General features: G+C 71.4%; 17 protein-coding genes, 1 tRNA gene and 1 pseudogene. 18 read left to right on the top strand and 1 reads right to left on the bottom strand.

From position 1 onward, the window contains the following. Positions 1-41 precede the first annotated feature (41 nt). Entirely contained in the window at positions 42-1292 is a 1251-nt protein-coding gene (locus tag WCD41_RS17670; RefSeq protein WP_337714760.1) for a pyridoxal phosphate-dependent aminotransferase, read from the bottom strand. A gap of 188 nt (positions 1293-1480) precedes the next feature. Here WCD41_RS17670 and WCD41_RS17665 point away from each other — a divergent pair. The 18 genes and pseudogenes from WCD41_RS17665 (at position 1481) to WCD41_RS17580 (ending at position 19366) form a co-directional block, all read left to right on the top strand. Next, positions 1481-1553: transfer RNA gene (locus WCD41_RS17665), tRNA-Trp, on the top strand. Positions 1554-1619: 66 nt separating this feature from the next. Further along, positions 1620-2006 carry a preprotein translocase subunit SecE gene (gene secE, locus WCD41_RS17660; protein WP_337714759.1) on the top strand — a complete coding sequence of 129 codons (387 nt, stop codon included), beginning with the start codon at positions 1620-1622 and terminating at the stop codon, positions 2004-2006. Between the two features lie 66 nt (positions 2007-2072). Then, positions 2073-3125 carry a transcription termination/antitermination protein NusG gene (nusG, locus tag WCD41_RS17655; protein WP_337714758.1) on the top strand — a complete coding sequence of 351 codons (1053 nt, stop codon included), beginning with the start codon at positions 2073-2075 and terminating at the stop codon, positions 3123-3125. 32 nt (positions 3126-3157) lie between these two features. Beyond that, positions 3158-3592: a 50S ribosomal protein L11 gene (gene rplK, locus WCD41_RS17650; protein WP_337714757.1), complete on the top strand. Its 435-nt coding sequence runs from the start codon at positions 3158-3160 to the stop codon at positions 3590-3592. Positions 3593-3686: 94 nt separating this feature from the next. After that, complete coding sequence (gene rplA, locus WCD41_RS17645) at positions 3687-4397, top strand: 50S ribosomal protein L1 (RefSeq protein ID WP_337714756.1); 711 nt, start codon at positions 3687-3689, stop codon at positions 4395-4397. A gap of 294 nt (positions 4398-4691) precedes the next feature. Beyond that, complete coding sequence (gene rplJ, locus WCD41_RS17640) at positions 4692-5324, top strand: 50S ribosomal protein L10 (RefSeq protein WP_337714755.1); 633 nt, start codon at positions 4692-4694, stop codon at positions 5322-5324. Positions 5325-5372: 48 nt separating this feature from the next. Beyond that, positions 5373-5762 (top strand): 50S ribosomal protein L7/L12, encoded by a 390-nt coding sequence (rplL, locus tag WCD41_RS17635; RefSeq protein ID WP_133829635.1) that lies wholly within the window; start codon positions 5373-5375, stop codon positions 5760-5762. 401 nt (positions 5763-6163) lie between these two features. After that, positions 6164-7162 (top strand): annotated as a pseudogene (locus WCD41_RS17630) (ABC transporter ATP-binding protein); the annotation flags it as partial. Between the two features lie 968 nt (positions 7163-8130). Then, a complete protein-coding gene (locus tag WCD41_RS17625; RefSeq protein WP_337714754.1) occupies positions 8131-8925 on the top strand; it encodes an MlaE family ABC transporter permease in 795 nt (264 codons plus the stop codon). 61 nt (positions 8926-8986) lie between these two features. Continuing rightward, on the top strand, positions 8987-9823 hold the full coding sequence (locus WCD41_RS17620) for an MlaE family ABC transporter permease (RefSeq protein ID WP_337714753.1): 837 nt from the start codon (positions 8987-8989) through the stop codon (positions 9821-9823). Beyond that, positions 9820-11280 carry an MCE family protein gene (locus WCD41_RS17615; protein WP_337714752.1) on the top strand — a complete coding sequence of 487 codons (1461 nt, stop codon included), beginning with the start codon at positions 9820-9822 and terminating at the stop codon, positions 11278-11280. Before WCD41_RS17620 ends, WCD41_RS17615 begins: the two co-directional genes overlap by 4 nt. Then, positions 11277-12317, top strand: coding sequence for an MCE family protein (locus WCD41_RS17610; protein ID WP_337714751.1), 1041 nt, complete (start codon positions 11277-11279; stop codon positions 12315-12317). Before WCD41_RS17615 ends, WCD41_RS17610 begins: the two co-directional genes overlap by 4 nt. Further along, complete coding sequence (locus WCD41_RS17605) at positions 12314-13657, top strand: MCE family protein (protein WP_337714750.1); 1344 nt, start codon at positions 12314-12316, stop codon at positions 13655-13657. Before WCD41_RS17610 ends, WCD41_RS17605 begins: the two co-directional genes overlap by 4 nt. Beyond that, on the top strand, positions 13657-15060 hold the full coding sequence (locus WCD41_RS17600; RefSeq protein ID WP_337714749.1) for an MCE family protein: 1404 nt from the start codon (positions 13657-13659) through the stop codon (positions 15058-15060). The genes WCD41_RS17605 and WCD41_RS17600 overlap by 1 nt, the downstream gene beginning before the upstream one ends. A 17-nt stretch (positions 15061-15077) precedes the next feature. Continuing rightward, entirely contained in the window at positions 15078-16256 is a 1179-nt protein-coding gene (locus WCD41_RS17595) for an MCE family protein (RefSeq protein WP_337714748.1), read from the top strand. Further along, positions 16253-17542: an MCE family protein gene (locus WCD41_RS17590; RefSeq protein WP_337714747.1), complete on the top strand. Its 1290-nt coding sequence runs from the start codon at positions 16253-16255 to the stop codon at positions 17540-17542. Before WCD41_RS17595 ends, WCD41_RS17590 begins: the two co-directional genes overlap by 4 nt. Before the next feature lie 151 nt (positions 17543-17693). After that, positions 17694-18188 (top strand): hypothetical protein, encoded by a 495-nt coding sequence (locus tag WCD41_RS17585; RefSeq protein WP_337714746.1) that lies wholly within the window; start codon positions 17694-17696, stop codon positions 18186-18188. A gap of 32 nt (positions 18189-18220) precedes the next feature. Beyond that, positions 18221-19366 carry a hypothetical protein gene (locus WCD41_RS17580; protein ID WP_337714745.1) on the top strand — a complete coding sequence of 382 codons (1146 nt, stop codon included), beginning with the start codon at positions 18221-18223 and terminating at the stop codon, positions 19364-19366. The last annotated feature ends 248 nt before the right edge of the window (positions 19367-19614 follow it).

The raw sequence follows: 19614 nt of genomic DNA, 5'->3' as shown, positions 1-19614 counted from the left end.
CGGGGTCCCGGCGGGACCGTCGGCGCGGATGTTCGCGGGTCTCAGCGTGCCTCCGCCAGCAGGTCGCCCATGCGCGTGACGCCGGTGCGCAGGTCGTCGTCGCCGAGCGCGTAGGAGAGCCGGAAGTAGCCCGGGCTCCCGAACGCCTCGCCCGGCACCACCGCGACCTCGGCGTGCTCGAGCACGAGCGCGGCGAGGTCGACGCTGGTCTGCGGGCGCTCGCCGCGGATCTCCTTGCCGAGCAGCCCGGCCACCGAGGGGTAGGCGTAGAACGCGCCCTGCGGCACCGGGCACGTGACGCCCTCGATGCCGGAGAGCAGCTCGACGATCAGGCGGCGGCGACGGTCGAACGCCGTGCGCATCTCGGCGACCGCGTCGAGCGGCCCGGTGACGGCCGCGAGCGCCGCGCGCTGCGCGACATTGCAGACGTTCGAGGTCAGGTGCGACTGCATGTTGATGCCGGCCGCGACGACGTCGGCGGGGCCGATCATCCAGCCGACCCGCCACCCGGTCATCGCGAACGTCTTGGCGACGCCGTTGAGCACCACGCAGTGGTCGGCGACCTCGGGCACGGCAACGGGCATCGAGACGTGCTCGGCGCCGTCGTAGACGAGGTGCTCGTAGATCTCGTCGGCGATCACCCAGACCCCGTGCTCGGCGGCCCAGCGCCCGACGGCCTCGACGAGCTCGCGCGGCGCGACCGCGCCCGTCGGGTTGGACGGCGAGCACCACAGCAGCGCCTTCGTCCGCGGCGTGCGGGCCGCCTCGAGGGCCTCGACGGTCGGTAGGAAGCCGGTGGACTCGTCGGTGTCGATCTGGACGGGGTCGCCACCGGCCATGCGCACGGCCTCGGGGTAGGTCGTCCAGTACGGCGCGGGCAGCAGCACCTCGTCGCCCGGGTCGATCAGCGTCGCGAACGCCTCGAACACGGCCTGCTTGCCGCCGTTGGTGACGAGCACCTGGCGGGCCTCGACCTGCCACCCCGAGTCGCGCGCCGTCTTCGCGGCGATCGCGTCGCGCAGCTCGGGCAGGCCGGCCGCGGGGGAGTAGCGGTGGTTCTTGGGGTCGGAGCACGCCGCGATGGCGGCGTCGACCACCGGCTGGGGCGTCGGGAAGTCCGGCTCCCCGGCCCCGAAGCCGATCACCGGACGGCCGGCGGCCTTGAGGGCCTTGGCCTTCGCGTCGACCGCCAGCGTCGCCGACTCCGCGATCCCGCCGACACGCGCCGAGATGCGGCGATCGGTGGCGGAGGGCTGCAGGGAGACCGAGGACGACGACGTGACCGATGCCATGTCCCGGTATCCTAGGAGACGGCCGCATCTCTCTTCGTCGCCCGGGCGGTCCCCGGGGCCCGGCGCCGGACGGCTCCGGTGCTTGACGTAGCATTGCTGCTCGGGACGGTTCGTCCGTCGCTCCCGCGCGCTCGTCGTCGTGTGGATCGACGTCGCCCCGTCCCACGGCGCTCCTCCGGGAACGCCACAGGGGCGTAGCTCAATTGGCAGAGCAGCGGTCTCCAAAACCGCAGGTTGCAGGTTCAAGTCCTGTCGCCCCTGCACCGATGCGACGGTGAAGCCCGCCGGCCCGGCGGGGTGGTGGACGAGGACGGTGAGGACGGCGCAGTGAGCGAGGACAGCAGCCGGCGTCGGCGCGCGAGCGACGACGACGACGCCCGTCCGGTCACCGCAGCCGGCCGTCGACGGCGCGCCGGGGCGGCCGGGAACGGCGCCGGCGCGGACGCGGACACCGAGAGCGGTCGCGCGACGGGCAAGGGCACGGCCACCCCGACGCGGGACCGGACCCAGGCCGGGTCGCAGGGGTCGCTGTTCGCCCGCCTGCAGCGGTTCCTGCGCGAGGTGGTGGCCGAGCTCCGCAAGGTGCACTGGCCCACCCGGCGGCAGATCGTGGTCTACACCTTCGTCGTCCTCGTGTTCGTGTCGTTCATGGTGGCGCTGGTGGCAGGCCTCGACTGGGTCTTCGCCAAGGCCGTGTTCGCCCTCTTCGGCTGACCGTTCCGCCGAGCGGCCGGCCGGGCACCGTCGCGGTGCCCGCCGTGCAAAGGAAGTGAGACAGAAGTGACCTCCGCAGGATCCGGCGCAGAGTCCGAGAACGGCACCCCCGACGGCGGCGAGCCCGAGCTCGTCGGCGAGTCGCGCACGCGCGGTGTCATGGTCCGTGAGGGCAGTGGCACCTACGGGGACCTCAGCACCGAGGAGAACCCCGCCACGCTCGACGACGCCGAGGTGGCCCGCGTGGCCAAGGAGGCGCGCGAGGCGGAGGACGAGGACTCCGACGACGCCGAGGACACGGTCGACCCCGAGGCCGACCTGCAGGCGGCGCGTGCCGCGCTCGGTGCCCCGGCGGACGAGGACGACTCCGACCTCCCCGAGGAGTCGGCCGGCACCGGCGACATCGCCGCCCGCGAGGACACCGAGGACGACCTCCAGGTCGACCCCCGGACCGACGCTGCGCCGGTCTCCGCCGAGGCCGCCGAGGTCGAGGAGGAGGAGGAGGTCGACCCGGCGCAGGCCCTCAAGGACTCGCTGCGCCTCGCCCCCGGCGACTGGTACGTCGTGCACTCCTACGCGGGCTACGAGAACAAGGTGAAGGCCAACCTCGAGACCCGTGTCCAGACGCTGGACGTCGAGGAGTTCATCTTCCAGGTCGAGGTGCCCACCGAGGAGGTCACCGAGATCAAGAATGGGCAGCGCAAGCAGGTCCAGCGCAAGGTGCTGCCCGGCTACATCCTCGTGCGGATGGACCTCAACGACGCCTCGTGGAGCGCGGTGCGCAACACCCCGGGCGTCACGGGCTTCGTCGGTGCCACGTCGCGCCCGTCGCCGCTGACCCTCGACGAGGTCGTCAAGTTCCTCCTGCCCCGCCAGGAGACGCCGAAGAAGACCAAGGGTGCCGAGAAGGCCGGCGCCGAGGACTTCGCCGGCAAGCCCGCCGTCGAGGTCGACTTCGAGGTCGGCGAGTCGGTCACCGTCATGGACGGCCCGTTCGCGACGCTCCCGGCGAGCATCTCCGAGGTCAACGTCGACGCGCAGAAGCTCAAGGTGCTCGTCTCGATCTTCGGCCGGGAGACCCCGGTCGAGCTCGGGTTCAACCAGGTCTCCAAGATCTAGAACCCGAACCCACCCGCAACAACGAGGAAGTCATGCCCCCGAAGAAGCGACGGCTCTCCGCGGTCGTCAAGCTGCAGATCAGCGCCGGCGCGGCGACGCCGGCCCCGCCGGTCGGCCCGGCCCTGGGTCAGCACGGCGTCAACATCATGGAGTTCTGCAAGGCCTACAACGCCGCCACCGAGGCGCAGCGTGGTCAGGTCGTGCCGGTGGAGATCTCGGTCTACGAGGACCGTTCCTTCACCTTCGAGCTCAAGACCCCGCCGGCGGCCAAGCTCCTGCTCGCCGCGGCCGGTGTGAAGTCCGGCAGCGCCACGCCGCACAGCAAGAAGGTCGGCTCGGTGACGCAGGACCAGGTCCGCGAGATCGCGCAGACCAAGATGCAGGACCTCAACGCCAACGACCTCGACCAGGCGTCGAAGATCATCGCCGGGACCGCCCGGTCGATGGGTCTGACCGTCTCCGACTGACCGGCGTCACCCGCGTCGACCGGCACGCGCCGGTCGGCACCGTGGGAGGGCCGCGCAGCCCTGACCACACCTGATCCGTTCCCGAAGGACAGAGATGAAGCGCAGCAAGAAGTACCAGCAGGCCGCCGAGAAGGTGGACTTCGACAAGCTCTACACCCCCCTCGAGGGCGTCAACCTCGCCAAGGAGACGACGACCACCTCGATGGACGCGACCGTCGAGGTCGCCATGCGCCTGGGCGTCGACCCGCGCAAGGCCGACCAGATGGTCCGCGGCACCGTGAACCTGCCGCACGGCACCGGCAAGACCGCCCGCGTCATCGTGTTCGCCACCGGCGACACGGCCGCGGCCGCCGAGTCCGCCGGCGCCGACGTCGTGGGGTCCGACGACCTCATCGAGCGCATCCAGGGCGGCTGGCTCGACTTCGACGCCGCCGTCGCCGCGCCCGACCAGATGGCCAAGGTGGGCCGCGTCGCCCGCATCCTCGGCCCGCGCGGGCTGATGCCGAACCCGAAGACCGGCACGGTCACCCCGGACGTCGCCCGCGCCGTCGGCGACATCAAGGGCGGCAAGGTGAACTTCCGCGTCGACAAGCAGGCGAACCTGCACCTGATCATCGGCAAGGCGAGCTTCGACACCGAGAAGCTCGTCGAGAACTACGGCGCCGCGCTGGACGAGATCCTGCGCGCCAAGCCGGCCGCCGCCAAGGGCCGCTACATCAAGAAGATCACCGTCACGACGACGATGGGCCCGGGCATCCCGGTCGACCCGAACCGCACGCGGAACCTGCTCTCCGCCGAGGCGTAGCGCGCTCCCTCGGGGCGACCCTGCTGCGCAGGGCGCCCCGAGGGGCCGCGTACAGTGAGCACCAGATCGAACACCCCGATCCACCCGAGACCGCTGGTCTCCGCCCCGGGCCCGCCCGGGGTGGACGAAGGCCCCACGACGGGGCGTCCCGCGCAGGAGGACGAGGGTCGCGACACCGCCAGGTCTCGGACCTGTGCGCCGTCCCGACGCCCCGTGCACCTGTGCACGGGGCGTTCGTCGTTCCGGGCCACCGAGAGCCATCGCGGTCGCCCGAGTACGAGAGAGGAGGCGCGCATGGCTGCAGATGAGACCCGGGCTCCGGCTGCCGACAAAGTGGCCGCGGTCGCCGAGATCGCCGCGGAGTTCCGCGACGCCTCGGCGATGGTCGTCACCGAGTACCGCGGCCTGTCGATGAAGCAGATCACGCAGCTTCGTCGGTCGCTGGGCTCGGACGTGAACTACACGGTCGCCAAGAACACCCTGGTCAAGCGGGCTGCCGCCGACGCCGGGGTCGAGGGCCTCGACGACCTGCTCGTCGGCCCGACGGCCATCGCCTTCGTCAGCGGGGAGCCCGTGGACGCCGCCAAGGCGCTCCGCGACTTCCAGAAGGACAACAAGGCGCTGGTCGTCAAGGGCGGCTACATGGAGGGCCGCGCGCTCTCCGCCACCGAGGTCACGCAGCTCGCGGACCTCGAGTCGCGCGAGGTGCTGCTCGGCAAGCTCGCCGGCGCGATGAAGGGCAACCTCGCCAAGGCCGCCGGCCTGTTCAACGCCCCGGCCTCGCAGATCGCCCGCCTCGCGGCCGCTCTGCAGGACAAGCGCGCGGCCGAGGGCAGCGCCAGCACCGAGGACGCCGTCGCCGCCGTCGAGTCCGCCGACGCCGAGGCCGCGACCGAGGCCCCGTCCGAGGCCACGTCCGAGGCCTGACCGGGCCCACCCACCCCCATCACCGTTTCATCCGTTAGGAGCGCCACCATGGCGAAGCTGTCCACCGACGAGCTGCTCGACGCCTTCAAGGACATGACCCTCATCGAGCTCTCCGAGTTCGTGAAGAAGTTCGAGGACACCTTCGAGGTCACCGCGGCCGCCCCGGTCGCCGCGGCCGCCGCCCCCGCCGCCGGCGGTGCCGCCGCGCCCGCCGAGGAGGAGAAGGACGAGTTCAACGTCGTCCTCGAGGGCGCCGGCGACAAGAAGATCCAGGTCATCAAGGTCGTCCGCGAGGTCGTCTCGGGCCTGGGCCTCAAGGAGGCCAAGGAGCTCGTCGAGAGCGCCCCGAAGCCTATCCTCGAGGGCGTCAACAAGGAGGCCGCCGACGCGGCCAAGGCCAAGCTCGAGGAGGCCGGCGCGAAGATCAGCCTGACCTGATCGACGCGCGCGAGCGCAGCACGGAACGCACGGGGCGGGGACCAACGGGTCCCCGCCCCGTCGTCGTCTCCGGGGCCGTCCGGAGCCCGCGCGGCGCCCGGGAAGATCCGTTCGAACGGGTGTCGCCCGGCCCGGCGACGAGATGCCGATTCCTGGGACGAACGGTTCCGAGGCTCCACCGAACGCGTGGACCCTTCCGTTCGTCGCCACCCGGTCGGCCCAGCACACGCGGGGTGTGAGGCCTACGACGACCCGGCCGTTGCCCAACTTTCCGTCCGAGTAACCTCCCTCACCACCCGTCGTTGAAGACGTGACGCCCCTCTCCGGGGGTGCCGGCTCGATGACGTCGGTAGCGAGGCGTTGCACGTGTCGACACCAACGGCAATCGCGGGAGGAACTGCATGGCCGGCGTCGAAGTCGGGATCAAGAACCTGTCGAAGTCCTTCGGCAGCTCCAACATCTGGTCCGACGTGACGCTGACGCTCCCGGCCGGCGAGGTGAGCGTCCTGCTCGGCCCGTCGGGCACGGGCAAGTCGGTGCTCCTGAAGTCGATCATCGGCCTTCTCAAGCCCGAGAAGGGCTCGATCTTCATCCACGACACCGACCTCGTGCGGTGCTCGGAGTCGAAGCTCTACGAGATCCGCAAGCTGTTCGGGGTGCTGTTCCAGGACGGTGCGCTGTTCGGGTCGATGAACATCTTCGACAACATCGCCTTCCCGCTGCGTGAGCACACGCGCAAGGGCGAGTCGGAGATCAAGGACATCGTCATGGAGAAGCTCGACCTGGTCGGGCTCGGCGGTGCGGAGGACAAGCTCCCCGGCGAGATCTCCGGCGGCATGAAGAAGCGCGCCGGGCTGGCCCGCGCGCTGGTGCTCGACCCCGAGATCATCCTGGTCGACGAGCCGGACTCCGGCCTGGACCCGGTGCGCACCGCGTACCTCAACCAGCTGATCGTCGACCTCAACACCCAGCTCGACGCGACGATCCTCATCGTCACCCACCACCTCGGCACCGCGCGGTCGCTGCCCGACAACATCGGGATGCTGTTCCGCCGGAACCTGGTCATGTTCGGCCCGCGCGAGGTGCTGCTCACCTCCGAGGAGCCGGTGGTCCAGCAGTTCCTGCAGGGCCGGCGCATCGGCCCGATCGGCATGTCCGAGGAGAAGGACTCGGCCCAGATGGAGGCCGAGATGAAGGAGCTGAAGAAGAAGGGCGGCTCGGCGGAGTCGGAGGAGTCGTTCATCGACCCCCAGCTCGACCCGTCGGAGGGCCTGCCCGAGCGCAAGGCGGTGCAGCGGCGCAAGGACCGCGTCATGCAGGTCCTGCACACCCTCCCGCCGAAGGCGCAGACCGCGATCCTCGAGTCGCTGACCGAGGACGACATGGAGCGGTACGGGATCTCCCGCGACCAGGACCGCACCGAGCTCATCGAGATCACCTACAACCAGCCGCCGGAGGACGCCGACCCGTTCGGCTACCAGGCGATGGCCGAGGCCGAGGACAACTCGCTGGTCGAGGGCGGCTCCAAGGAGGGCGAGGGCGAGGGGGACCAGGCCGGCAGCGGCGACCCCGACGCCGACGCCGAGGCCCGCAAGGCGCCGCCCGCCCCGCCGGAGTCCGACGAGCCCCTCGTCGGTGTCCCCGCCGACGAGGAGGCCGGCGGCACCGTGGTGCTGCCGCAGGCGGGCGAGCACACCAAGAGCGAGGACGAGCAGTCCGACGAGGCCGGCAACGCGCCCGGCGACGACCAGGACAGCGACGACCAGGGCGACCAGGGCCCCGACGACGCGCAGACCGAGCAGTTCCAGGCGGTCGACGGCTCCGGCGAGCAGCAGACCCAGCAGCAGCAGACCCAGCAGCAGTCCGGGGAGCAGCAGACCCAGGAGCAGCAGGGCGCGGCGGCCGCAGGGGCCGCCGGGGCGGCTGGGGCCGCCGGCGCCGGACGACACCATTGGCGCGGCGACGAGCCGGAGAACCCGGAGCAGACCGGCGAGCAGGGTGTGGCCGGCCTCGTCCCCATGGCGGCGCGGCCGGCGCGGGACGACGAGCAGCCGACCACCCAGCAGCCGGTGCAGCAGCAGCAGGGCCAGCAGCAGCAGGGCCAGCAGCAGCGCACCGGCCGGGAGGCGGAGCGCTCGGGCTGGGCGCAGCCGACGCCCGGGCAGGACGCCGCTCCCGACCCCGAGGGGCGGGCGACGTCCGACCCGGCTGCGGAGGGTGGCCCGGGCTCCCCGGAGCAGGCCCCGCCGGCCGGCGACGGCACGGGCCGCGGCCCGTCCGAGGGGCAGCAGGGCGTCCCGCGGGGCCGGGAGGACAACGACGAGGGTGTCCTCGGCGGCCTGCGCCGCATGTTCCGCCGGGGTGACTCGTGAGCAACCGCCTCGCGGCCGGCAACTTCCCCGGCGCGGGCGCCCTGTCGTCCACCGGGAAGCTGTTCGCCCTGGGCCTCGACGTGGTCGTCGGCATCTTCCAGCGCCCGTTCCAGACCCGCGAGTTCATCGACCAGTGCTGGTTCATCTCGCGGGTCTGCATCCTCCCCGCGGCGCTGGTGTCGATCTCGTTCGGTTCGGTCATCTCGCTGCAGCTCGGGTCGCTGATCCGGCAGTTCGGTGCCCAGTCGTTCTCGGGCGCGGCGAGCACGCTGGCCGTCATCCAGCAGGCGGCGCCGGTCATCTGTGCGCTCCTGGTGGCCGGGGCCGGTGGTTCGGCGATCTGCGCGGACCTCGGCGCCCGCACCATCCGCGAGGAGATCGACGCGATGGAGGTGCTGGGCATCAACCCGATCCAGCGCCTCGTCGTGCCCCGCGTCCTCGCGTCGATCCTCGTGTCCGCCCTGCTGTTCGGGCTGGTCTCGATCGTCGGCGTCGCCGGCGGCTACTACTTCAACGTCGTGCTCCAGGGCGTCACCCCGGGCGCCTACGTGCAGGGCTTCTCCGCCCTGTCCAAGCCGACCGACCTGCTCGTCGGCTTCATCAAGGCCGCACTGTTCGGGCTCGCCGCCGGGATCGTTGCCGCGTACCGCGGCCTCAACCCCGCGGGTGGCCCGAAGGGCGTCGGTGACGCGGTCAACCAGGCCGTCGTCATCACGTTCATCCTGCTGTTCGCGATCAACGTGATCGTGACGGCCGTGTACCTCAACCTCGTTCCCCCGACCAAGTTCTGAGTGCCCCGACAGTTCTGACCAAGGTCTGTTTTCTGACCGCCGCTCCCCAGGCCAGGATTCGATGACGATCACTTCTCGCGCACGTCGTGCCGTCGACGCGCCGCTCGGTGTCCTCGACACCCTCGGCGACCAGGCGTCCTTCTACGCGCGCACCATCGGCTGGATCCCCAAGTCGGTGACGCGGTACCAGCGCGAGGTCCTCCGGCTGCTCACCGAGGTCGCGTTCGGTTCCGGCGCGCTCGCCCTCATCGGCGGCACCGTCGTCATCGTCGCGACGCTGACGTTCTTCACCGGCTCGGTCGTCGGTCTGCAGAGCTACTCGGCGCTGAACCAGATCGGCACCTCGGCGTTCTCCGGCTTCGTCACCGCGTACTTCAACACCCGCGAGGTCGCGCCGCTGGTGTCGGCGCTGGCGCTGTCCGCGACGGTCGGCGCCGGCTTCACCGCCCAGCTCGGCGCCCAGCGCGTGTCCGAGGAGATCGACGCGCTCGAGGTCATGGCGGTGCCGTCGCTGCCGTTCCTCGTCACCACCCGCGTGGTCGCGGGCTTCATCGCGGTCATCCCGCTCTACGTCATCGGCCTGGTGGCGTCGTACCTGGCCGCGCGGCTGCTGGTCACGAACTTCTACACGCAGTCGCCGGGCACCTACGACCACTACTTCAACCTGTTCCTGCCGCCGCAGGACGTCCTGTACTCGTTCGGCAAGGTGCTGGTGTTCGCCCTGGCGATCATCCTCATCCACTGCTTCTACGGCTACAACGCCAGCGGCGGCCCGGCCGGCGTGGGCGTCGCGGTCGGCAACGCGGTGCGGAACTCGATCGTCATCTTCACCGTCCTCGACAACCTGCTGACGCTGGCCATCTGGGGCACCACGACCTCGATCAGGATCGCCGGATGACCGCCCCGACGCAGGAGCGCGAGGCGTACGAGCCGCCGGTCAAGGACAAGCGTCCGCCGCTGAGCCCGTTCCGCCGGCGGATGTCCGGCCTGGCGCTGCTCCTGGTGATGGCGCTGATCGTCGGGCTGTGCCTGGCCAACTTCAACAAGGTCTTCAAGTCGACCGAGACCGTCTACCTGCGCACGGCGACGGTGGGCAACCAGCTCTCGAAGCAGGGCGACGTGAAGGTCCGCGGCGTCATCGTCGGCGAGATCACCTCGGTCGACAGCGACGGGTCGGGGGCGGTCGTCGAGATGGCGATGGACCCGGACTTCCTGCCGACCATCCCGAGCAACACGACGGCGACGCTGATCCCGAAGACGCTCTTCGGCGAGCGCTACGTGTCGCTCGCGATCCCGCCGAACGCGAGCCCCCGGCCGCTGCAGGAGGGCGACACGATCGCCCAGGACCGCTCGGAGAACGCGACCGAGACCGAAGAGGTCCTCAACAACCTGCTCCCGGTGCTCACGGCGGTGCAGCCGCAGAAGCTCTCCGACACCCTCGGGGCGGTCTCGCAGGCGCTCTCGGGCCGCGGCGAGCAGCTCGGTGACACCCTCGTGCTGCTCAACCAGTACGTCGAGGGGCTCCAGCCGGCCCTGCCCGACCTGCAGGCGAACCTGCGGGCCCTCGCGCCGACGGCGGACATCTACAACCAGGCCGCGCCGGACCTGATCCTGGCGCTGGACAACCTGGTGACCACGAGCCGCACGCTCGTCGAGCAGCGCGCGGCGTTCGAGTCGACGTTCCGGTCGGTGACGTCGGCGGCGAACGTGACGACGGACTTCCTCGTCGCGAACCGCGACAACATCATCGCGCTGGCCGCCTCGGCCCGGCCGACGCTGGAGACGCTCGCGCGCTACAGCTCGGAGTTCCCGTGCCTGCTGCGACAGCTCACGGACCTCACGCCGAAGATCAACAATGTCCTGAGTCCGACGACCGGCGTCCTCATCGAGGCCGAGATCACGATCGACAACGGCAAGTACGTGCCCGGCGAGGAGCCCCAGTACCTCGACGACCGCGGCCCGCGCTGCTACCAGATCGAGGGCCAGGCGCCCCAGCAGCCGCCGGGCGGCCAGATCCAGGACGGGTCGAACCCGCCTGCGGGGTCACGTGCCACCGACGACGCCCTTGGTGGTGGTCAGGGCGAGGAGATCGACGAGGACTCGCAGACCGGTGACGACTCGCCCGCGTCGGCACGCGGGACGTCCGGCGGCGGGCGGACCGAGGGTCAGTCTGCGTCCGGCCGCGTCGACGGCGCCAACATCGGCCTGCCCAACACCCCCAACTCACCCGAGGAGCGCCGGCTGGTGACCGAGGTGACGGCCATGCAGATGGGCCTGCGCCCGTCCGAGGTGCCGTCGTTCGCGCCCTACATGAACGCGGCGACGCTGCGCGGAGCGCAGGCGGTGGTCCGGTGAGGGGGCTCGCGGCACCACTGATCAAGCTGGGCATCTTCACGATCGTCACCGTGCTGTCGGTTGCGTTGCTGCTCACGGCGATCCAGAACAGCTACTTCGGCAGCACCGAGGACTACAAGGCGCGGTTCACCGACGCCTCGGGTCTCATCGCCGGCAGCGACGTGCGCATCGCGGGCGTCCGCGTCGGTCAGGTCACCGAGGTCCAGCTCGTCGACCGCAACGTCGCCGAGGTGACGTTCAAGGTCGACCAGGCGCGGAGGCTGCCGGTCGGGTCGATCTTCTCGATCAAGTACCAGAACCTCGTCGGGCAGCGGTACCTCGAGGTGGCCCGCGGCAACGGGCCGATGAACGCGACCCTGCGGCCCGGCGACACGGTCCCCATGAGCCAGACGCGCCCGCCGCTCAACCTCACCGTGGTGTTCAACGGCTTCAAGCCCCTGTTCCAGGCGCTGAGCCCGAACGACATCAACCAGCTGTCGTTCGAGATCATCCAGGTCCTCCAGGGCGAGGGCGGGACCGTCAACTCCCTGCTCGCGCGCACCGCGTCGCTGACGTCGACGATCGCCGACCGCGACGCCGTCATCGGGTCGCTGATCAACAACCTGAACCTGGTGCTCGACACGGTCAACGCTCGCGACGAGAGGCTCTCGGGGCTCATCGTGTCGCTGCAGCAGCTGGTCAGCGGCCTCGCGGCCGACCGGGTGCGCATCGGGGAGACCCTGCAACCCATCGCGGACCTGACCACGACCACCGCGGGACTCCTCGACGAGGCGCGGCCGCCACTGCGCGACGACATCGTCCAGCTGGGGCGCCTGTCCGACAACCTCAACCGCAATCGGGGCCTCGTGGAGAACTTCCTCGTGAGAACCCCGCAGAAGGCGAACAACTTCGGACGGGCCGGCAGCTACGGCTCCTGGTTCAACTTCTACCTGTGCGCGGTGGGCGGCACCGTCAGCTTCGACCCGCTCCCCCTGCCCGAGATCGACCTCGGGTCGGTCATCCAACTCCCGGATACGGCGCAGCGATGCCAAGGATGAAGCCGTTCCGCAAGCGGAACCCCCTCCCCATCGGCGCGGCCAGCCTGGTGATCCTGCTGCTGCTCACCGCCGCCTCCCTGAACATCCGCGACCTGCCCCTCATCGGGCAGGGCGCGACGTACACGGCCCGCTTCAGCGAGTCGGCGGGCGTGCAGCCCGACGACGACGTCCGCATCGCGGGCATCCGGATCGGGACGGTCACCGACCTCACCCTCGAGGGCAACGACGTCGTGGTCTCCTTCAAGGCGCCCGACGCGTGGATCGGTGACCGGACCTCGGCGTCGATCGAGATCAAGACGGTGCTCGGGCAGAAGTACATCGCTCTCGAGCCCGCTGGCGACCAGCCACTGGACCCCGACCAGGGGATCCCGCGGTCACGCACCCGGGCGCCGTTCGACGTCATCCAGGCGTTCTCCCAGCTCTCGACGACGGTCGAGGACCTGGACACGAACCAGCTCGCCCAGAGCCTCGGGGTGCTGTCCGAGACCCTCGACGGGGCGGCCGGACCGGTCCGCGGCGCGCTGGACGGCCTCAGCCGTCTCTCGCGGACGATCTCGTCGCGCGACCAGGAGCTCGCCCGCCTGCTCGCGAACACCCGGACCACCACCCAGGTGCTCGCCGACCGCGACGGCGAGATCGAGCGCCTCATCAACGACGGCAACCTGCTGCTCTCCGAGCTGCGGGCCCGCAAGGCGGCGATCGACAACCTGCTCACCGGGACGATCGCGCTCGCCGAGCAGCTGCGCGGGCTCGTCGCCGACAACGAGGCGACGCTGCGACCCACGCTCGAGTCGCTCGACGGCGTGCTGCGCACGCTGGAGGAGAACTCGGCGAACCTCGAGAACGGGCTGCGCCTGCTGGCACCGTTCGTGCGGGTGTTCGCGAACGTCGTCGGCAACGGCCGGTGGTTCGACGCCTACATCTGCAACTTGGACCCGCCGGGCGACCAGACCTGTGACCCGGGCTCGGGCCTGGATCCGACCGACCTGGCCGGGCTGTTCAACCCGGCGCTGCTCCAGCAGATCCTCGGCAACGCGCTGGCGCAGCTCGCGGGCGTCACGCTGCCCGAGCTGCTCGGTCCGACGTCCGACCCGGCCCAGCTGGTCCAGGTCATCCAGGGCCTCAGCCCGGAGGACCTCACGACGCTGCAGGGATTGCTGACCGGCGGCGGGCTCAGCGCCGAACAGCTGCAGATTCTCTTCCCGAACGGAGTGCCGAACGTGCCTGCGCTGCTCCAGGCGCTCACACCGGCCGAGGGCGGCGCCAGGCTCCTCCCCGGCGCGGGTGCCGCACCAGCCGATGGTGCTCCCGCCGGCGACGGGGAAGGCGGAGGCAACTGATGTCCAACCGTCTCGTCACGTTCTTCGAGAGCGCCGCGCGCACGCTGTCGGTGGCGCTGGTCCTGGCGCTGCTGGCGACCGCGGGGCTCTGGTACGCCCTGCAGCGCGGCAGCCAGCGCACCGTCACGGCGTACTTCGACAACACCGTCGGCCTCTACGTCGACAACGAGGTGACGATCCAGGGCATCCCGGTCGGCTCGGTCGACGCGATCGTCCCGCAGGGCGACATCGTGCGGGTCGTCCTCAAGGTCGACAACGACGCCCCGGTCCGGGCCGACGCCCAGGCCGTCATCGTCGCGCCGACGCTGGTGAGCGACCGCTACGTGCAGCTCGGCCCGACCTACGACGGCGGCCCGCAGCTCGCGGACGGCGCGATGATCACGGTCGAGCGCACCAGCACGCCGGTCGAGCTCGACCGCGTCTACCAGAGCCTCGACCAGATCGCGCGATCGCTCGGACCGAACGGCGCGAACCAGGCGGGTGCGCTCAACGAGCTCCTGCGCTCCTCCGCGGGGGCCCTCGGGGGCAACGGTGAGCTGCTCAAGAGCACGATCACCGAGCTGGGCGGCGCGGTCGGCACGCTGGCCGACAACCGCGACAACCTGTTCGCGACGGTCGACAACCTCGGCCAGTTCACGAACATGCTGGCCCGCAACGACGGCGCGGTGCGGACGCTCAACAACCAGCTCGCCGACATCTCCGGGTTCCTGGCCTCGGAGCGCGGCGACCTCTCGACGGTGCTGCGGACCCTCCCGCCGGCGCTCGACGACGTCGCTCGGTTCATCCGGGACAACCGCGACATCCTGCGCACCGACGTCCGCAGGCTGGCGAACATCACCGACATCCTCGTGCGGCAGCGGCGCGCCGTCACCGAGTTCACGAACGTCGCCCCGCTCGCGCTGGGCAACCTGACGAACTCGTACAACGCGACCTCCGGAACGCTCGACGTGCGTCCCGTGCTCGCCCCGGAGCTCCTCGGCGCCGGTCTCGACCCGCGAGCTCTGCTGTGCAGCCTCCTGGTCAACCAGCCCGGACTGCCGAACGCCCTCCAGGCCCCGCTCGACCCGCTCCTCACGGACGTCGCCCGTGCGTCGGTGGTGTGCGGCGCGCTCCTGGGCGGGGTCGACGAGAACGGCACGGTGCGTCCGGACTCGGCGCTCGGGCTCTCCCTCGCCCCGATCCTCGACCTGCTGGGAGTCCTCTCCCAGCAGCCCGACCTCAGTGCGCTGGTGCCCGTCACGGCCCTCGCCGGCGGTCCGCCCGCGGGTGCTGGCGGCGGTGCGGACGCGCCGACCACGGGAGAGGGTGGTGGCGCCGGTGGCGCGGCAGGTGGCGACGACGCCACGCCGGTCCAGCCCGGCAGCGGCATCCTCGGCTTCGAGACGGTCGGAGGCGACCGATGAGCGCACCACGGACGACCGTGAGGGCACTGCCGCGCCCCGCCCGGCTGGCGACGATGCTCGTGGTGGCGATCTTCGCCCTCACCGGGTGCGGCGTCCAGTCGATCCAGGACGTCGCGCTCCCCGGCGGGGCGGCCCTCGGGCCGAACCCCTACACGGTGACGGCGCAGTTCACCAACGTCGTCGACCTCGTGCCGAACAACAGCGTGCGCGTCAACGACGTGCCGGTCGGCGTGGTGCGCGAGGTCTCGCTCGCTCCCGACGGCTGGACCGCGCAGGTCGTGGTCGAGGTCAACGGAGCCGTGAACCTGCCGGAGAACGCCACGGCGCGCCTGCGACAGACCAGCCTTCTCGGGGAGAAGTTCGTCGAGCTGCTGCCCTCGCCGATGGCGCCGCCGCGGGGCCGGCTGGCCTCGGGCGCCGTGATCCCGGTGGACCAGACCGACGTCGGCGCGCAGGTCGAGGAGGTCCTCGGCGCGCTGTCGCTGCTGCTCAACGGGGGTGGCGTCGAGAAGATCCAGACGATCGCCCGCGAGATCAACGCCGCGACCTCGGGCAACGAGGAGCAGCTGCGGGCGCTGCTCGGCAACCTGGACACCCTGGTCGGCACGCTCGACCGGCAGAAGGGCGACATCGTGCGGGCCATCGACTCGCTCGATCGCCTCACGCGGACCCTCGTCGACCAGCGAGCCCGGATCGCCAACGTCATCGACAACCTCGGCCCCGGCCTGGACGTGCTCAACCAGCAGCGCGGGCTGCTCGTCGAGACGCTGCAGTCGCTCAAGCGGCTCTCCGACGTCGGCGTCGACGTGATCAGGCGCAGCCAGGCCAACACCCTGGCCGACCTGCGGGCGCTGCAGCCGATCCTGGGGAACCTCGTCGAGGCGGGGGACGCCCTGCCCGGGTCGCTGCAGATCCTGCTGACGATCCCGTTCGCCGACAACTCGCTCAACGTCATCAAGGGCGACTTCGCGAACATCGACGTCAGCGTCCAGATCAACCTCCAGAGCCTGTTGACCACGCTCCTGAACAGCAACCAGGTCCCGGGCGTCGACGCCATCTTCGAGCTGCTGCAGCAACCGGGCACGACCCCGACGGCGGGTGACGCCGCCGGAGGTGGAGCGGGTCAGCGGGGCTCCCAGAACACCGCCGGGCTGGTGCCCCAGCTGCCCGGCCTCGGCGGAGGGAACGGTCGATGATCGGGACGAAGACGCTGCGACTGGTGGCGCTGTTCGCCGTTATCTCGATCATCGGGATCGTCTACGTCGGCCTGCGCTACGTCGGCGCCGACGCCCTGATCGGCCTCGGTCCGTACACCGTGAAGGTGCAGCTCGCCGACTCCGGCGGCATCTTCCCGGACGCGTCGGTGAGCTACCGCGGCGTCGAGATCGGCAAGGTGGGCGACATGCGGGTCACCCCGCAGGGCCTCGAGGTCGACCTGGAGATCGAGCAGGACTCGCCGCAGATCCCGGCGTCGACCGAAGCGGTGATCGCCAACCGCTCCGCGGTCGGTGAGCAGTACGTCGACCTGCGGCCGCCGGACAACAACGGGCCCTATCTCGACGAGGGCTCGGTGATCCCGGTCGAGCGCACGCGCACGCCGGTGCCCGTCGACGAGCTCCTCAAGAACGTGAACGCGCTGGCGACGTCGGTGCCGCTGCCGGAGCTACGCACCACCGTCGACGAGCTGTACAACGCCTTCGACCGGGCGGGGCCCGATCTGCAGCGCCTGCTCGACGGCACGAACGCCCTCGTGCCCGCCGCCATCGCGAACCTCCCGACGTTCCGCCAGCTGCTGCGCGACGGCCGGATCGTGCTCAACACCCAGGCCTCGCTGGGCCCGCAGATCATCTCGTTCAGCCGGGACCTGCAGCTGTTCACCGCCCAGCTCAAGGCCGACGACCCGAACCTACGGCGCCTCGTGCAGTCCGCGCCCCCGGCAGCGCAGCAGCTCGAGGGCCTGATCCGTGACGTCGGGCCGGACCTGAGCCGTGTCATCGCGAACCTGCTGACGGTGTCCCGCATCCTCGAGCCACGCCAGGCGGCGATCCAGCAGGTGCTGGTCACCTACCCGGCGCTCTCGGCGGCGGCGCCCTCGGTGCTCCAGGACGCCGAGGACTCCGGTCCGGACGGGCGGGTGCACTTCGGCCTGGTGCTGAACGTCGCCGACCCGCCCTACTGCCGCAACGGCTACCTCCAGCCCGATGCGGGCTGGCGGCCGGCGACGGCGAAGGACTTCATCCCCATGGACACCAGCGTCCGCTGTGACGAGGCGCCGCCGGTGAACGTGCGGGGTGCCCAGAACCTCCCGCCGCCGTACGACTCCGAGAACCCCGGGCGACCCGCCGAGGCCGCCGGATCCGGCGCGTCGCAGAATGAGCAGCAGGACACACTCTCGCTGGCCTCGCTGCCGCCGGGCGGTGTCCTGGAGGGCAGCCAGCGCGGCGCGCCCCCGGTGATCATCCCGGGGCTCGGCACCGACTGACCCCCACGCACGACCGCCGACGCTCCCCGCATCCGGCGGACGACCTGAGGAGCTGAGCGCCACGTCCCCGACGACGGCCCAGAAGGCCCCCGACACCGGTGAGGCCACCGAGAAGAAGGCGGCGACCCCCGAGCAGCGCCGCCGGCGACTGGTGACCGTGCTGGCCGTCCTGACGGTCCTGGCCCTCGCGGCCGCGGTCGCGAGCGGCGTGTACTGGTACACCGGCACGCAGGGCGACGACGCGAGCGCCGCCGCGATGCGCGACGAGGCGACCGACGCCGCCGAGCAGATCGTGGTCAACATCAACACGGTGCGGCCGTCGACGCTGGACGCGGACCTCGAGGCCGCGCAGTCGTCGCTGACCGAGCCGATGCTCGGCGAGTACCAGCGGGTCCGGCAGCAGTTCGCCGAGAACCTGCGCCAGTCGCAGGCCGAGGTCATCGCGACCCCGGTCTCCGCGGCCCTGACCGCCTTCGATCCCGCCCACGAGCCCCCGACGGCCTCGGCGATCGTCGCGATCGACGTCAACGCCCGCAGCGCCACGGCGCAGCCCCAGTCCAAGCAGCAGCTGTTCCTGGTCGAGATGATCCGGACGCCCGACGGCTGGAAGGCCGCGAAGGCGACCCCCTCGACCGGACAGCAGTAGCTGCTGCCGACGACCAGAAAGGGGGAGTGACCGTGCCACCCCGCTCCCGTACCAAGCCCGGCCCCACGAACCGCCGTCCCAAGGTCGCCGGGCTGCGCCAGCACGCGCACGCCGGCGCCGGTGCGCCCCCGGTCGACGACGTCGACGCGCCGGACGTCGAGGACCGCCTCGACGCACCGGCGCAGGCGCCGGCCGAGGCGCCCGTCGAGGCGTCGACCGAGACCCGGACGGAGACACCGACGCCGGCCGCCACCGTCGCACCCACCACGGATGCCACGGGCGACACGGACGACACCGTCGCCGCCGAGCCCGACGCGGCGACCGCCAAGGCCGAGACGGCCGCGCTGCCGGCGCCCGCCGGCGGGGTGGACGAGGAGGTCGACGAGGAGGCCCCGGCGCAGACCGCCGTGACGGCCGGCGAGACGACCGGCGACCACGCGACGGACGCGGGCGGCGCGAAGACCGCGATCGCGACCACGGTGACGTCGCCGCGCACCAACAAGGCGAAGCGGGGCACGCGGATGACCCCGCGCGCGCTGCCCGCCGAGGACGTCGAGACCGCGGCGCCGACCCGGGCGACGACGAAGCCGGCACGCCGGACCGTCGAGGCGGCCCCGCGCCGGTTCGAGCGCCAGCGCGCCGCCCTGCGCCGCTTCGGCGACTCGCGCGCCCTGCCGATCACGCTGGTCGCGGTGATCGTCGTCTGCCTCGTGCTCGGCGGGCTGGCGTTCTGGAAGGGCCGACAGGCCTGGACCGGCGGGCCGGTGAGCAACCAGGCCGTCGTCGACGTCGGCGGCACCGCCGAGCTCGTCGGGCAGAGCCGGGAGTCGATCGAGAAGATCTTCTCGTACGACTTCTCCCGCCTCGACGACTCGGCCGACGCCGCGCGGACGATGTCGACCGGGCAGTTCACCGAGCGCTACCTGTCGGTGTTCGACCAGACGATCCGCCAGCCCGCCCAGCAGCAGCAGCTGCGGCAGACGGCGACGGTCGTGAACATCGGCGTGACGCAGATGGACGGCGACCGGGCGACGGTCATGGCGCTCACCCAGTTCTCCGCTCAGCGCACCACGACCGGCCAGTCGACGAATGCCCCCGGGCTACTGCGTCTCGACATGGAACGCGTCGACGGGCGCTGGAAGCTCGCCGAGCTGACCCCGCTGACCGCCGACCGCTGATCCACACCGAGACGCGCCGGGCGCGCCACGACACCACCGTGGCGCGCCCGGCGCGTTCGTGTGTGGTCTGACCTGCACCGGGTCCGTCTTGCTGGGCGGGCGACACCGGGCGCGCCCCACTTGACTCCGGGGGCACGGGCGGTCACTCTGTTCGCAGCGCGGCACCCCTGCGTCCGACCCCGGAGGTCGAATCCGTTTCGTGCGGAGCCCCCTCCCGGCGTGTCACGAGGGGGGCCGTTCGACAGGTG

The organism is Actinomycetospora aeridis (assembly GCF_037400275.1).
GTDB classification, from domain to species: Bacteria; Actinomycetota; Actinomycetes; order Mycobacteriales; family Pseudonocardiaceae; genus Actinomycetospora; species Actinomycetospora aeridis.
The sequence above is the reverse complement of the archived record's forward strand: the minus strand, read 5'-3'. Positions and strand labels throughout refer to the sequence as shown.